Source organism: Microbacterium galbinum, from assembly GCF_023101185.1.
Taxonomy (GTDB): domain Bacteria; phylum Actinomycetota; class Actinomycetes; order Actinomycetales; family Microbacteriaceae; genus Microbacterium; species Microbacterium galbinum.
Genome location: NZ_CP078077.1, coordinates 2541184 through 2556222, shown reverse-complemented (window position 1 = coordinate 2556222; position 15039 = coordinate 2541184). Strand labels below are relative to the sequence as shown.

At 65.4% G+C, this 15039-nt stretch carries 10 protein-coding genes; 2 read left to right on the top strand and 8 right to left on the bottom strand.

All coding sequences use genetic code 11. The annotated features are described in order from the left end of the window. Positions 1-42: 42 nt before the first annotated feature. The 6 genes from KV396_RS12320 to KV396_RS12295 all read right to left on the bottom strand — a co-directional run bounded on the left by KV396_RS12320 (position 43) and on the right by KV396_RS12295 (position 10305). Positions 43-1725 (bottom strand): glycosyltransferase family 2 protein, encoded by a 1683-nt coding sequence (locus KV396_RS12320; RefSeq protein ID WP_247955897.1) that lies wholly within the window; start codon positions 1723-1725, stop codon positions 43-45. After that, positions 1722-2480 carry an ABC transporter ATP-binding protein gene (locus tag KV396_RS12315; protein ID WP_247955896.1) on the bottom strand — a complete coding sequence of 253 codons (759 nt, stop codon included), beginning with the start codon at positions 2478-2480 and terminating at the stop codon, positions 1722-1724. The genes KV396_RS12320 and KV396_RS12315 overlap by 4 nt, the downstream gene beginning before the upstream one ends. Continuing rightward, entirely contained in the window at positions 2480-3349 is an 870-nt protein-coding gene (locus KV396_RS12310; RefSeq protein WP_247955895.1) for an ABC transporter permease, read from the bottom strand. The genes KV396_RS12315 and KV396_RS12310 overlap by 1 nt, the downstream gene beginning before the upstream one ends. 87 nt (positions 3350-3436) lie before the next feature. After that, on the bottom strand, positions 3437-6775 hold the full coding sequence (locus KV396_RS12305; protein WP_247955894.1) for a glycosyltransferase family protein: 3339 nt from the start codon (positions 6773-6775) through the stop codon (positions 3437-3439). A 104-nt stretch (positions 6776-6879) separates the two neighbouring features. After that, the gene (locus KV396_RS12300) at positions 6880-9027 is read right to left on the bottom strand and encodes a hypothetical protein (protein ID WP_247955893.1); all 2148 of its coding nucleotides are present in this window, start codon (positions 9025-9027) and stop codon (positions 6880-6882) included. A 204-nt stretch (positions 9028-9231) separates the two neighbouring features. Next, positions 9232-10305 carry a glycosyltransferase gene (locus KV396_RS12295; protein ID WP_247955892.1) on the bottom strand — a complete coding sequence of 358 codons (1074 nt, stop codon included), beginning with the start codon at positions 10303-10305 and terminating at the stop codon, positions 9232-9234. A 118-nt stretch (positions 10306-10423) separates the two neighbouring features. Between KV396_RS12295 and KV396_RS12290 the strand changes: the two genes are divergently transcribed. Continuing rightward, positions 10424-12187, top strand: a complete 1764-nt coding sequence (locus KV396_RS12290) for a DUF4012 domain-containing protein (protein ID WP_247955891.1) — start codon at positions 10424-10426, stop codon at positions 12185-12187. 143 nt (positions 12188-12330) lie between these two features. Beyond that, complete coding sequence (locus KV396_RS12285; protein WP_247955890.1) at positions 12331-12930, top strand: hypothetical protein; 600 nt, start codon at positions 12331-12333, stop codon at positions 12928-12930. Positions 12931-13107: 177 nt separating this feature from the next. On the opposite strand, the gene KV396_RS12280 is transcribed toward KV396_RS12285, so the two are convergent. Both KV396_RS12280 and purE read right to left on the bottom strand, forming a co-directional pair. Beyond that, entirely contained in the window at positions 13108-14562 is a 1455-nt protein-coding gene (locus KV396_RS12280) for an LCP family protein (protein ID WP_247955889.1), read from the bottom strand. Next, a complete protein-coding gene (purE, locus tag KV396_RS12275; protein ID WP_247957597.1) occupies positions 14559-15026 on the bottom strand; it encodes a 5-(carboxyamino)imidazole ribonucleotide mutase in 468 nt (155 codons plus the stop codon). The genes KV396_RS12280 and purE overlap by 4 nt, the downstream gene beginning before the upstream one ends. Positions 15027-15039: the final 13 nt, after the last annotated feature.

Below are 15039 nucleotides of genomic sequence, written 5' to 3'. Positions count from 1 at the left end.
GGCCTCCCTCGGCATGAGCGGGGAGCGACACCCCGCTGACTGCTAGGAAGAGTTGCCGGCTGCGCGACGCATGAACGAGATCGCCCGGATCGCCAGTCGACGCGGGGCTCGTACAACCCAGTGCGCACGCCGCTCGAGCCGTACCCACGCTCCTCGTTGCTCGTACAGTACGTTCTCCCACGGTCGGTACTCGGGCACCTCGGAGTCGGCGTAGCCAGAGACGACGAGATCGTCGTCGAGTAGAAACGCCGGTTGGACCAAGACGCCGTGCGGGAGCTGAGAGACCGCGAACTCTGCCTCGCAAGTGGCCCCGTTTTCGGCCGAACGCCAGCGATGCCGTCGCGGCATGACGATCACATCGCGACTCCACAGGACGGGAACAGCACCCGGAGCGGTTGCGCGGGCGTGCACACGAAGCGGGTCGCTACCGAACAATGGGGTGATCGTTCCCCCGAGGTCCCTCTGACGGCGCGCGACTCTCGCAATATCCTGCGCGGCGAGTTCTGGGACCAGCTCACGGATGGCCGCCCCGAAACGCTCCACCCCGTCCAGCGCGAGTCGCAGCCACTCTTGCTCGAGTTCGTCATCGGTGATCCGGACGTTGGTGAGCGATTCAGCGACGGCCCACAGCAATTCGTGCTCTCGGACCAGCCCAGGGGCGGCATCATCCGCGGCCTTGAGCAATGCGCCGACCGAACGGAGGCGTAGCAACCCCTCATCCGTGCGCCAAGAACCACCGTCAACGAGCTGTGCCACCGCGCGCGCAGCAAGAATATGACCGGCGGCGAAGAGGTTCAGTGCCAGCCGCTTCCGTTTGTCGATCCAACCTGCGGCTGGCTCCACCATCGCAAGCAGCTCCTGGAAGGACGAGATCGCTGCATCGTCGGACGGTTGCGCATGCTCCCAAGACATCAAGAACTTGCGAACGTGGAAGAACCCATCTCGATCATGGATAAGCGAGGAGTAGCGCGAACGCAACTCCTCGTTCTCGACCGAGGCGATGAGCTGCGCGCAGATCTTCTCCTGCCCCACGTAGCTGAGGAACGAAGCGGAGGACGAGGCTTTAGAAGTCATCGACGTCGAGCCGGGGCGGTCGCGGTAGAGATAAACGACGTCTTCGACGACATCGATGCTCTGCGCCTTGACATAGGCGGTAACCATGGGCACGATGTCGTTTGATCTCGGCACATCTGGGAAGCGGATGCGATGCCGCTCCCAGAATTCCCGATCGAACGCCTTGTTCCAACACGGCCTGCTGAAGATCATCGTCGGGATGTCTGAGAGCACCGCACCGCGAGCGGGGGCATCGAAGGCCTTCATACTAGCCGTCGGGCGCCACGTCGAGTTCGGCGAGAACTTGAGGTAGTCGCCGACGGCCATGTCCGAGCGGCTGTCCTCGAGCGAGGAGATCAGTGCGGAATACGCACCCTCCGGCACAATGTCGTCTCCATCAGCGAAGATGATGTACTTGCCCCGGGCGAGCCGCACTCCTTCGTTGCGGGCCGATCCTCCACCACGTTCGGTTGCACGCACGAGGACCAGACGCGGGTCTTCGAGAGCGAGACGATCGACGACATCGACCGTTCCATCCTCGGAATGGTCATCAACAACGATGACCTCCATGCTGCGAACGCGCTGGGCGAGTATCGATCGCAGAGTCTCCACGACCCAGGTGCGCACGTTGTGCGTCGGTACGATAACGGACAACGTGATTTCGTCGGTCATCGAGTGCTCTCCTTGAGAACTTTGATCGCGTCCGCGATGGGCCCGTCGAATATCTTCGTGCCACGGTTGATGACGATGCCACGTTCACAGAGCTCTTCGACCATCTTCATGTCGTGACTCACGACGAGCATCGTCACACCAGTCTCCGCGAGCTCCTTGATCCTGGCGCGACACTTCTCGCGGAAGGGCGCATCTCCCACCGACAGGACCTCATCGACGAGGAGAATATCGAGGTCGACGTGAATCGCAACGGAGAAGGCGAGCCTCATGAACATCCCCGACGAGTAGTGCTTCACCTCCTGATCGATGAAGTCACCAATCTCGGAGAACTCGACGATCGCGTCGAAGCGTGCCTCCGTCTCTTTGCGACCCATCCCGAGGATCGCAGCATTCAAGAAGACGTTCTCTCGACCCGTGAGATCGGGGTGGAACCCCGCTCCGACCTCGATCAGCCCGGCAACGCGACCACGGGTCAATACCGTTCCCTCATCGGGTTCGAGAACTCCGGAAACCAGCTTGAGCGATGTGGATTTCCCCGAACCATTGAACCCGAGGACTGCTACTGATTCGCCCTCTCCAACTTGGAAAGTGAGGTCGCGCAGTGCCGTGAAAGTATCGGCGCGGACGCGACGGCCGCGGATCCAACCGACGAATGCCTCCTTGAACGAGTGGGAGTTCCTCTTGAGGAAGCGCTTCGAGACATGATCGACGACGATGCTCGGAGTGGACTGGGTAAGGACTTCGATTCGTGACATCAGAGATCCTGCGCAAACGTTCGTTCGTAGTGTCGGAAGACGGCCTGTCCGATCAGAAGCGTGGCAATGGTCACTCCCACGGCCGCGAGGGCGGCCCAACCGAAGAAGTCGGGAAGTCCCTGCGGATCGGAGACCGTCGGTTCCCAGAACGCGACATGGAACAGCTCCACGGCAATCGTGATCGGGTTCGCTGTGTACAGGAAGGACGCCCACGGGTAGTTCCGCAACGCTTCCGCAATCAGGATCCAGCTGTACAACACAGGAGACGTCCATGTGGAAAACATCTTGATCAGATCGACGAAGTTCTGCGCATCACGATAACGAACGTTCAGACCGCTGAAAAGCAAGCCAAGACCGAGCGAGAAGGCGAGTATGAGAAGGAATCCGAGCACAGCACCGACAAGGCCCATGACCGTCGGCACCCAACCCATCAGCAGACATACCACGAGGAGGATAGCCAGCTGCGGCAGGAAGTGGACGATTGCGCCGACGATCGCAGCCACCGGGAATAGCTCCCTCGGCATATAGATCTTTCTCACGAGGGCGCGATTGTCGACAATGGAATTCGTCGCATTGCCGAACGCCTCGTTGAAGAGGTTCACCATCACGATCCCGCTGAAGAGGTACACGGCATAGTTGTCCAGACGGTGATTCTGGAGCACGATCCCCATAATGAAGTAGTAGATGAGGAACTGGGAACCGGGCTTTACATACGACCAGATCCAACCGAGAGTGGAGTTTCGATAGCGCGTGGCAGTTCCCTTGCGGATGAGCACGCGAAGCAGGTAGTGCCAACGGAAGACATCGAGAATGCCACCTCCGCGCCCCGGGCGATCATACTCCGAGACATCGACGAACGTTCCTGCCAAGTTGCGGTCCTCTCCCGATGGCTGGGCGATCCGCAGTTCGCAGACGCCCGAAACATCCTACCTAGGCCACCTGAGTGGTCGTTTCACTCAGCGTCCAGCATCCTTGGAGCGATGGCGAAGCGCGTCGTCCAGAAGAACCCGCGCACGTGCGTCGAAGGAGTGATCGGCGGCCACGCGCGCCGCACTCGCCCTCATCTGCGCTTCGGTAGGCCATGCCTCCGAATCGGGAGTGAGAAGCGCCTGCAATTCCGCATGTGTCGAATACGTTCGCACCTGCTCGCCGAAAACATCCGTCAGGCCGGTGACGTCATCGCTCACGATCCTCGCGCCGGTTGCGGCCGCGTCGAAGAGCCGATTCGAGAGGAACCCGCCCCGGCGCATGTCGCCCCAGTGGTCGTTGAGCACCACACGAGCTTCTGCGTACGCACGAGGCAGCTGCGCGTTCGGGAGGACCGTTCCTGCGATGTGCCGCTGGTCGATGTATCGCTCCCATCCGTCGTCTCCGTACACAGAGAGATCGTCGGAGACCTCTGCGGCGTCGAGCACTACCGGGCGCCTCTCACCGCGCGTGCGTCCGACGAAAAGCACACCCTTCCGGGGCAGTTCCTCCTCGGACGGGCGGAAACGAGCGGGATCCGTTGCTTGCAGCAGCGGCGTGATCGCGATACCGGCTCGGGCTGAGTGGTGTGCCGCCCATGTCGCCCCTGCGGAGTACACCTGATCCCAACCGCTGCGCAGTTCATCGACGGTCACGCGATCGGGATGTGAGATCACCCACAAGAGGTTCACCGATCCCGGACGGGGTGTGAACCGGTTCAATCCCCGAAGTGTGAGCGTGACATCCTCATCGTCTCCCGCTCCAGGACGCTCCCAAGAGCTCGTACGGTCGACGACCACGTCCTGACCTAGACGCCTGAGTGCGCATGCGAGATCCTGGCCATAGAACGTGTCACCCCACAGATCACCGAGGAGGGTCCCGGGGCTAGAGATCTTCACCGCCCAGCGCAGCCGCGGAGGGCGCTCATCGACGATCAGACTCGGGATTCGCTCGATCTGCCACTCAGGTTCCCTCAGCGGAAATCCTCGCTGGTCGCGCCACCGGATGTCGGAGACTCGCAGGCGCGAACCTTCGAGGACGTTCCGATCGTCGAGTTCTCCGAGCAGTTCATCACGCCAGACTTGGGAGAAGCGCCGACGGTTCGGGACGACGTGCGCGAATCGTCCCTCCGTCTTGCTCTCGAGATGTACGACAGTCGACTCCGGCACGACGCGAAGTGGCCTGCCGGTCGAGTTCCCCAAGCGGAGGCACAAGTCCACGTCCTCCATGCCGTTCACATACTCGGCATCGAACCCACCTGTATCAAGATAGTCCTCGCGCGAGACGGCCAGGCATGCGGCAGTGAGCGCCGAGAACGAGTACTCACCTACTTCGCGAGGGACGTCCTCTCTGTGGAAGCCTGAGAGGAGATGACGCGGAGACGACAGTCCGCCCGCAAACACCGTCCCGGCCGTCTGCACCGTTCGGTCCGCGAAAAGAAGAAGCGGTTGGACGGCGACAGCGTCGGCAAGAGCATGCTCCAGAGGGCGCAGCCATCCCTCCTGAACGACGGTGTCATTGTTCAGGAAAACGACGTTCCGCGACTTCGCGATCCGCGCTCCGAAATCGCTGGCCACGGCGAAGTCTGTGTTCACGGGCAACCGCACGTACTGCACGTGCTCGTCACCGAGGAACGCCTGTCGGAGTATGGCTCCTACCGCACGACGGGAGCCGTTGTCCACGACGATCACGGCGGCATCTCGCTGATCGCGTACAGCAGCGACCGCGTCGACCGTCATCCGCCAATCCTCAAACGTCGGAACAACGACCGTCGTGTCCGTCGACTCGGGGAGCGAGCAGTCGACAGCAGGAAGGTGTGACTTTCGAGCGCTATTGGCGCCCGCACGATTCGCGAAGACACCTCCGTCGTACCGCCTCGCCCAGAACCGATCCCCCTCGATGACGATCCCATCGCCGGCCTTCGCGAGCCTAGCCACCGCGTCTGCGTTCAGACCGTAGTCCAGGTCGGGATCGGGCGCGATCCGGTCCGTCCGAAAGACGATCCCCGCGGCATCCAGGCGAGTCCGCCACAATGCCCCCTCCAGTTCTCCCCACTGCTGTGGAGCCTGCGGAGTGTAAGCACCGACCCCGGAGGAATCGGGGTTGGCATCCAGCGCCCGAGAGGCGTCTGACAGCCCTGCGGGCTTCCACTGCTGCCCCGGCCGCCACAGGGACCACGCCGAGAAGCCCCCCTCGTCCACGATACGAGCCGCGACTGCGCCAAGTGGCTCACCGAGCTCCGCGTCCAGCACGTGGAAGCGTTCCTCCTCGAAGAGCGTGGAGAGCGGCGGCTCGTGTCCGTCATCCGCATCGCAGACGACGAACACTGCTCGCGTTGCGGGATCTTGAGTGCGCGCGAGCGTACGCAGGTCTTCGTAGTGCGATTCCGATACCAGGTGTCGCGCATCGACGATGACTGCGACATCAAGACTCGTCCCGCCTCGGAGCGGAACACGCCGTCCTTGGGTTACCGCGGGAAGGCGAGGAACGGAGGCCGCCGCGGCCGCCTTCGCGGATCGTATGTCTGTGGCTCCCCCACCGAACGTTTCAAGGACCGCATCGTCGTGAGATCGGAGGAGTTCGGCGAGCGTACGACCGGTTCTGTCTGCCGGGGTGGTACTCACCCGCTCGTCGCTCGAAACGTATTGGAAGAGCTGATTGAAGGCGCGCGATCCGCGGGTCTGACTCCGGTCATGGGCCGCGAACCATTCCGGTTCGAACGCCCAATTGGGTGTCGCGCCTTCGCGCTCGCCACGGACGATGTAGTCGTCAAGGGCGGCCCGCCATCCCAAGAAAGTTCGTCCGGTCAGTGACGAGTAGTGCTCGAGGTCGAACATGCGCGCTTCCTGCATGCGCGGAACGACGCGGGTGGAGGCGGCCAGGATACGCCGCAACTCACCCCAGGTCGCCCCGCCTCGTACAGGCAGGGCGTCGCGCTCTTCGGGGGTTCCGGCGAGAAAAGCTGCGGCATCGACGGGGCGTAATCCGCGTCCGCGCTCCTCTTTCGCAGACGCTTCCCAGATCCCACCGAGCGCGCCGAGCGCGGGGCGTGCCTGCGTCGAACTGGCAAACGCGCGCAGTTCATCACGAAGCGTGACTGCAGCGTCCATCGACGCACGGACCATCGGCCTATCGACGAATGGATGCGGAACTACGCCTTCCCGCCATCCATCCGCGAGGTAGTGTTCCGCGGCCGCCAAATCGTCGCCGAAGTCGATGCCGAGCAGAGCACTGTAATACTCCTTGGACGTCACCCGCTCGGGATGGAGGATCTCATTTGGTCCGGTCTGATCGTCCGTCGCCGCATGCTTCTGCTTCCAGAACCCCATCGGTGCCCATCCCATCGATCCCCGCCTCCCATGGCGGAATCCAGCTATTGGTCTCCAGCCTATTCGCACGAGCAGGAGGCGCGTGCATCGACCGCCGGCCGGAACTACCTGATGTTCAGCGCCGCGCAGGTCTCAGGAGTGAGCGCCGTCACCACCGTGCCCGGGGCGGGAGTCACCTTCGTGAACGTACCGCCCGTTGCGGAGAAGGCGACGTTGTTGCAGAGGACGAATGTCGTCAGGCCCGGCGAACGCCGCTCGAACGTCGAGAGGGCGGCGACACTCTCCACCCTCACCGAGCGAGGGATGCCGAGCGCTGTAGCGACTTCCCAAGACGGCAGGTGCACCAGCGAGAGGCCGTCGACCAGGTACACCTCGGCCGTTCCATCCGACCGAACCAGTGTTCCGGTCTGCATGTACGCCGGTCCGGCCGTGAACGCACTAGCGGAACCGGCGCGGAGCTGGACGATCGGTGGATAGGTTCCGCCGGCGAGTGCGCGGACCTGAGCGGTCGTCACGACGTGACGAGTGACACCACCGGTGACATGCAGAACCGCGTCGCTGCCCTGGAAGCGCACGAAGGACTCGGTTGCGACGGGCGTACCGGTGAGATTCAGGCGCCCGCATGTCGCGGCGTCGAGGCTCGTAGGGGTCATTCCCGTCACGTTCCCACGATTGAGAACGCTCAGCTTCGCCCCGGAAGGGAGGTAGAACTTTCCGCCGCAGGCCAGAAGAGCACCGAAAACCCCCTTCTGTCTCCCGTTCAAGTTCGCTGCAGGCACGCTAACCTTCGTGCGGCTGAGCCCGATGTCCTGCGCCAGATCCCACGACGGCAAGTGCAGAAGCCGGTTGTCCTGCGTGGCGAGGTATACCTCTGAAGTGCCGTTGGCCGAAACGAATTGGCCGGGCGCGAACTGGAATTGAGAACTGATCGTCATCCTCGAGCGCAGCGATGGAGTCATCACGGCGGCGTAAGGGTCGACCTTGCCACCATTGGCGGCGATGCGCGCGGCGGCATCGTACAGCGGGATCAGTGTCTTTCCGGAGATGCGGTGGACGGTACCGTTCGCCGCAACGCGCGCGAACGCCGTCATCTCAGGCCCCGCCCCGATGCGTGCGAAGTCAGCGTCGGCCATCTGCACGACCCGGGCGCATGCTCCCCCCCACGCAGCAACGAGGTCGCAGCTAGCGAAGCGATGCGTCTTACCTCCATCGAAGTAAGCGATCACACCGGTCGACGAGTTCCGGACGAATCGCGACGTGCTGCCGCCGTCACCGTAACCCGAAAGAGATGTCACCTGGCGGTAGGCCCCGAACTTGGCCTGGTACTCGGGCCAGTCCTCCGGTGTGACGTGATACCGCACACCGGCGGAGACGAAGTAGATGTCTGTTCCCAGCCGGAGGTTCTGACCGGAGCTCTGACTCTGCTGCGTCGACCCGAACCAGTCGGTGAAGTAGTTGTAGAAGTTGCGGTTGCCGTAGGCGGAGCATCCGTCGCCGGTGCCGTATCCGGCACGGAGCGCAGCCGCGTTGGGCTGGTACGGCGTGTAGTAGTAGAGCGCCGATGTCGCCTTGTTGGCGACGTACACCGGAGAGGATCCGCAATTGGCGTTGGGGTTGTAGAGGATGTTCCAGGTCTTGCCCGGGGCGTACCACTGGAACCAGCGCCCCTCCATGTAGATCTGCATCTGACGCGCGGCGCCGTAGATCTGGTGGAAGAAGCCGATGTAGTTGGGGTCGCACGGAGCGGTGTCGGGGCACCCCTGGCCCAACGCGATGTTGTATCGCCATGCGCTCGGCCACGTGTGGGTGATGAGGCCCTGCTCCTTCTGGAGCATGACGATCAGAACCTGCGGGTTGATGTTGCACGCCTGCGAGACGCGATAGATGATCCGCGCCGCCGACTCGTTCGCCGCTCCCGAGTACCCGCTGCAGTACTGATCAGCCGGACGCGTGACCGACGTGATCTTGAAGTCCTTGAGGCAGACGATCGGCTTGCCGTTCTCGTCGGTGCCGCCCAGGCATCTCGACACCTTGCTGTTGAAGAACGCCTGGATCTGCGCCTCGGTCATCGTGCCCTTGTTGGTGAACACGGCGTCGCTGATGATGTTTCCCGGATTGAAGCCCACGAGCGTGGACTTCACGATGCCGGATGCCGCCGGGTCTCCCACGACCTGTGAGACGGCGTTCGAGACCGTCGTCGCCGCGGGGGCCGCGACAGGGGCAGCCGCGGATGCCGCACCGGCCGGGAGCACGGTTCCGGCGATAACAGCGGTGACAGCGAGGAAACAAGTGAGGAGACGGGTAATCTTCCGGTTGTTTCGCGAGCGTGGGGCACGTCGAGACATGTGACCAGTGTGACGGAAGTCACGTGATGATGCCACTGTTACGGAATATCGGCTACCGCGTGTCGGCGTGTCCCTTCGATCCGAAGGCACCTCCCAGGCGCTGTCCCACCGTCACAGATCCGCGTGCAGACCCCACACGCGCTCGGCCGATCCGGCCCACGAGAACGCCCGTGAGCGGTCCGCCGCGAGCACCGAGAGCCGAGCGCCTTCGCCCCCGGTCGCGGTCTCGACCGCTTCGGCCAGGTCACCCGCGTCGACGAGCAGCCCGCCGTCGGCGAGCACGTCCCGGTGCGTTCCCGAGTCGACACCCACCACCGGTACACCGAGACGCATCGCCTCCACCGCACGCCAGGGCCAGGCGGCGGTCGGACTGCTCGCGACGTAGGCAGCGGCTCCGGCGAGCACGGCGGCGCGGTCGGACGTGTCGAGGGCACCCCGGACATGCACGCGCGACTCGGCCAGTCCCGCGGAGGACGCGATGTCGGAGTAGCGGGGCTCCGTGCCCTCCGCCGCATCCAGCACCACGGCGTGCGCCCCGGCCGCCAGCGCGCCGCGGAATCCGTCCGAGACCGAGTCCCAGGTGCCGTGCACGACGACGTAACGTTCGGGCAGGGAGAGCCCGCCGCGCCGCTCGGCGGCGTCGAACGGCGGAACGAAGCCTTCGGGTGCCGCCCCCGCGATCACGCGCACGCGATCTCCGACACGGGCGATCTCCTGGATCCGTTGCGCGATCGTGTGCGTCGGCACGACGACCGCATCCGCATGTTTCGCGGCGCGGCGTAGCATCGCCTTCTGCCACGCGACCGCGGCGCGGGACAAACTGTTCGGCGCGTCCCAGGCCTCGAGACCCCAGACCGTCACGGTCGTCTGATCGTTGTCGTGGGTGCGGTCGTGCCGCACCAGCGGTGCCATCAGCGTCGGCGAGTGGATCAGTCCTCCACCGGCGCCGGCGGCGATCCCGAGCTGCCACGACGCCGCCAGTTCCCGGCGGGCCAGTCCGAGAGTCCGCACCTCGGTGACGCCGGGGATCGACACCTCGCTACCCGCGGCGACGATCGCTTCGACATCGCACCCCGAGGGGGCTGTCGCGACGAGTCCGCGTGTGAGTTCGATCGCGGCGGCAGCGTGATCCGGGTCGACCACCTGCACGAGCTGATCCAGAACCACACGCAGTCGAGCACCCATGCGCTCAGAGTATCTGCGTCGACCGCTTCCGGCCCGGAGGACGCCGACGCGTCGCACGGACTGACAGCGTTCGCTCAGCATCCTCGCCCGCACCCCGCGTTCATGCTTGAATGCTCACGTGAGCGACGGGCGACTTCCACGACGGCGCCGATGGGTGGGGTGGACCGTCGGCATCGTCCTGACGCTCCTCGTCCTCGCCCTCGGCTGGGTGACGATTCGAGGGATCGGGGCGGTCGACAACCTGACGCACGTCGCCGAGCAGTCCTCGGATCTGAAAGCGGCGATCGCGGAGGGTGACCTCGACAGGGCCGCGGACGTCTCCGGCAGCATCGCCCGGCACGCGGCATCCGCGAACGACCTCACCTCCGACTTCGTGTGGCAGGGTTTCGCCGCCGTGCCGTTCGTCGGCCCCAACTTCCGTGCGGTGAGCGACATCGCCGCCATCGCCGACAGCGTCGGGACGGACGCGCTCACACCGCTGCTCGACGTCGCCGCCGAGGTCGATCTGGCGAGTCTCGGTCTCTCCGGAGGCGCGATCGACCTGGCCCCGTTCGCCACGATCCGAGAGCCGCTCGCGGAGGCCTCGAACGTACTCGATGAGGCGCTCGAACGAGCGGAGGGCATCGACGCCGATGCCACCCTTCCCCCGTTGGCGGATGCCGTGCGCGAGGTGCGCACGAACGTCACCGAGGCCGCGACGGTGGTCGGCACGCTGAACGGCGCCGCGATCCTGCTCCCCACGATGCTCGGCGGCGAAGGCCCCCGCACCTACGTCCTCGCGATGCAGAACAACGCCGAACTCCGCTCGTCCGGCGGCATCATCGGTTCGATCGCCCTTTTGCGGGCCGAGAACGGCAGGATCTCTCTGGAGCGGCAGGCGTCCACTCTGGACTTCCCGCCGCTGACGGATCCTCTCCCCCTGAGCGAGAGCACGGTCGCCCTCTTCGAGGACGGGCCCGGCCGATATCTGCAGAATCTGACGAGCATCCCCGACTTCGCCGAGGCGGGCCCCGCGATCGCCACCCGCTGGGAAGGCGTGTTCGGCGGCCCCGTCGACGGGGTGATCGCGGTCGACACGGTCGTCGCGAAGCATCTGCTCGATGCGATCGGTGAGCTGAGCTTCGGTCCGTTCACCGCGACCTCGGAGAACGTGGTGAACATCCTGCTCTCGGAGATCTATGCGGCGATCCCGGATCCGGTCGTCCAGGACCAGGTGTTCGCCCAAGCCGCCACCGGCCTCTTCGGCGCGGCACTCGCCGGCGGTGATCCGCGCGCGCTGCTCGGGGCCCTCGCCACCTCGGCGGACGAGGGACGAATCCGCATCTGGAGCGCGCACGAGGACGAACAGAGCGTCCTCGCCGCCTCGACGGTCGGCGGCACGCTCCCGGCCGACACGGACGCCGGGACGCATGTGGGCGTGCTGATCAACGACACCACCGGCGGCAAGATGGACTTCTACGCGCACGCCACGGTCGCCACGGCGATCGGCAGCTGCGCGGGCACGCCGACGACGCAGGTCAGCGTGACCTGGACGAACGATGCGCCGGCGGACGCCGCGACCGCTCTTCCCCCGTACGTCACGGGCGGCGGGAACTTCGGCGTCCCGCCGGGCAGCACCCGCACGCTCGTCGCGATCTACGGCCCGGAAGGAGCGACACTGTCGCGAGCCGATCGCGACGGCGAGGAGGAACCCGTGCAGACCACGCTCCTCGGGACGCGTTCCGTCGTGCAGCACGACGTTCTGCTGGCCCCCGGCGAGTCCACCACCGTCACCGTGCAATTCCAGGGAGACGGTGCAGGAGAGCGCATCAACTCGGTCGTGCAGACGCCCACGATCGATCCACCGAAGGCGACACGCGAAGAACTGCGCTGCACGTCGTGACTTTCTCTCCGGGATGGGGTACCTTCATCTCACTGGGGAATATCTGGGCTCTAAAAACCTGCCGTGGGGGCAGGGAGGGTCCACGCAGTCGGATGCAGGGGTGTATCCGGGTGTGATTCCGCGTGAAATTCTGGGGAAACATCATGCTGAAGAAACTGGCTGCTATCAGCCTTGCCGCTGGCGTCATCATTCTCGCCGCGCCGACCGCCGCCTCTGCGGCGTCGTCCGACTCCTATGCCGACAAGCCGAGTGTGACGGTCAACGACCCGATCATCGACATCTGCGACGTCTCGACCATCGTCTTCGGGGCCGGATCGTTCCAGCCCTCCGAGGTCGTCGGCGTCTCCGTCTCCGGCCTCCGCGCCGACGAGTCCGAGATCTCGGGCAACACCGCCGCTGCCGACGGCAGCCTCACGGTCTCGTTCCGCCCGCCGTCCGGGGGCTCCGGCGCGTATGCGATCACGTTCACGGGCGCGGGTGCCAACGCCGCGGCTCGAGCGGCATCGGTCGCCGGCATCGGCCAGTACACCGCCGTCATCACGGTCAGCGGCACGTCGAGCTGCGACCACGACCCGAGCGTCGCGGCCGCAGGCACCGAACTGCCGCTCACGGGTGACGGCTCCATCGAACTCGCGCTCACCGGTGGAAGCATCTCGCCCTGGGTGATCGGCGGCGGTGCTGCGGCACTCGCGGTCGGCGGTGGCCTCGTGGTCATCGGAGCCGCCCGCCGCAAGCGCGCCTAGATCTGATCGCCGCCTCGTGCGGCGGTCGACTGGACGACGGTGATCCCTCCCCCTCCGATCACCGTCGTCTGGCGAATCCGGTGATACACCGGAAGCCCACGGCCTCCTCCACACTCTCCCGAGGAGGCCGTGGGCACATTCATGCCCGGAGACGAGCTTCCGCCGTCACCCTCCGCGTCAGGGAGCGGGAGTCGGCGTCGGCGTCGGCGGGTGAAGCGCCTGCTGGATCATCTCGTGGATGTAGGCGTAGTCCGGCTGGAACTCGTCGACGCCGTGTTCCGGCGTGAGCTCGATGGTGTTCACTGGCAACTCCTTGGCCTTCATCATCAGATCGAAGAACTCCGGAAGCTTGTCCTGCGGAAGGTCGGTGCTGATGAGCGCCGTACCGGCCGCCGCCACCTCATTGAACCGGGTCAGGACGGTCTGCGGGGTGAACTGCGCGAGGATCGCCGCCTGCAGCTCGCGCTGGCGCTTCATACGATCCCAGTCGCTGGTCGTGTACCGCGAGCGCGCGTACCACTGCGCCGTGTCGCCGTCCATGTGCTGCGCGCCGGGCTCGATCCAGCCGATCGCCCACTCGTTCACATCCGTCCCGTGCCACCCCTCGGGCGGTCCGCCCTTCGGCAGACGCTCCGTCACGGTGATGTCGACACCGCCGAGTGCGTCCACCAGATCGGCGAAGCCGTGCATGTCGACGAAGACGTAATAGGGGATCTTGATCCCCAGCACACCCTCCGCGGCATCCTTCGTCGCTTCGATGCCGGGCTCGGAGCCCTGAGCCTGCGCATTCGGGTACAGACCCGTGCCGTTGTCATCGCGGCACACCTCGGCGGCGTTGCGGACGTGGTTCATCCATCCGTTCCACCCGCAGCTGGACGAGCCGTGACCCTCGAATCCGTTCGGGTAGAGCTCCTGCATCGGGCTGCCCTCGCTGAACGGTGCATTCGGCAGCTCGCGCGGGATTCCGGTGATCGTCACCGCTCCGGTGTCGGCATTGACCGAGACCACCGAGATGCTGTCGAAGCGCATGGAGTCGCGGCCGTCACCGCTGTCGGCGCCGAGCAGCAGGATGTTGTAGTAGCCGTCGTCGGGCGGCAGGCTCGGTCCGCTCTGCCCGAAGATCGAGCTGATCGTGTTGCGGGTCGATCCCACGACCGTCGCCGCATAGGCCGCTCCCCCGCCGACGAGCCCCAGCAGGATCAGGGCGACGACCGGGATCGCGAACCGGGATGCCGTCGGCACCTTCACCAATCGCACCATGCGGAGCACGTCGAAGGTGAGCACGGCCCAGAGCACCACGTACACGACGAGGAGGATCTGCACGAGCGTGAGAATGAGAGCGGAGAACCATCCCGCGCCCACGGTCAGCCACAGCAGCACGGGGCGCGCGAAGAGCGCCAGACCCGCCGCGACGATCACGAGGAACCAGGCGAGCAGAGTCGCCCGCAGACCGATGCGCCCCAGTCGACGGTTCCCCGCGACGATCTGCGCGGAACCGGGGATCAGCACGTTCAGCGCGACCAGCCACCAGCCGCGCTTCGCCATCGCCCCCTCGTCGGTGGAGTCCGGGTGCCGCATGGGCCGGGTCTCGATCAGCGGCCGCCCACCCGCCCGCGGTGGCGCGAGGGTCACAGGGAGTCCTTCAGCCGTTCGTTCTTGGCCTCGACCTGGGCCTCGAGCTCGCGGGCGTAGTCCTCGACGCGGTCGGCGAGAGCCTCATCGGCGGTCCCGAGGATCCGAGCGGCGAGCAGACCGGCGTTGCGCGCTCCCCCGATCGATACCGTGGCGACGGGGATGCCCGCGGGCATCTGCACGATCGACAGCAGCGAATCCATTCCGTCGAGGTAGGCGAGCGGCACGGGCACACCGACCACGGGCAACGGCGTCATCGAGGCGAGCATGCCCGGCAGATGGGCCGCGCCGCCGGCGCCCGCGATGATGACGCGGATGCCGCGGGCACGAGCCTCGCGGGCGTAGCTCATCAGCTTGTCCGGCGTGCGGTGCGCCGACACCACCTCGACCTCGTGCGCGATGCCGAAGTCGGTGAGCGCCTGGGACGCGTCGCTCATGACGCGCCAATCGGAGTCGGATCCCATGACGACGCCGACC

Coding starts and splice junctions, on each gene's coding strand:
- purE (WP_247957597.1), bottom strand. CDS start 15,026: ATGGGATCCGACTCCGATTGGCGCGTCATGAGCGACGCGTCCCAGGCG.
- KV396_RS12320 (WP_247955897.1), bottom strand. CDS start 1,725: ATGACCGACGAAATCACGTTGTCCGTTATCGTACCGACGCACAACGTG.
- KV396_RS12315 (WP_247955896.1), bottom strand. CDS start 2,480: ATGTCACGAATCGAAGTCCTTACCCAGTCCACTCCGAGCATCGTCGTC.
- KV396_RS12295 (WP_247955892.1), bottom strand. CDS start 10,305: ATGGGTGCTCGACTGCGTGTGGTTCTGGATCAGCTCGTGCAGGTGGTC.
- KV396_RS12285 (WP_247955890.1), top strand. CDS start 12,331: ATGCTGAAGAAACTGGCTGCTATCAGCCTTGCCGCTGGCGTCATCATT.
- KV396_RS12305 (WP_247955894.1), bottom strand. CDS start 6,775: ATGGGGTTCTGGAAGCAGAAGCATGCGGCGACGGACGATCAGACCGGA.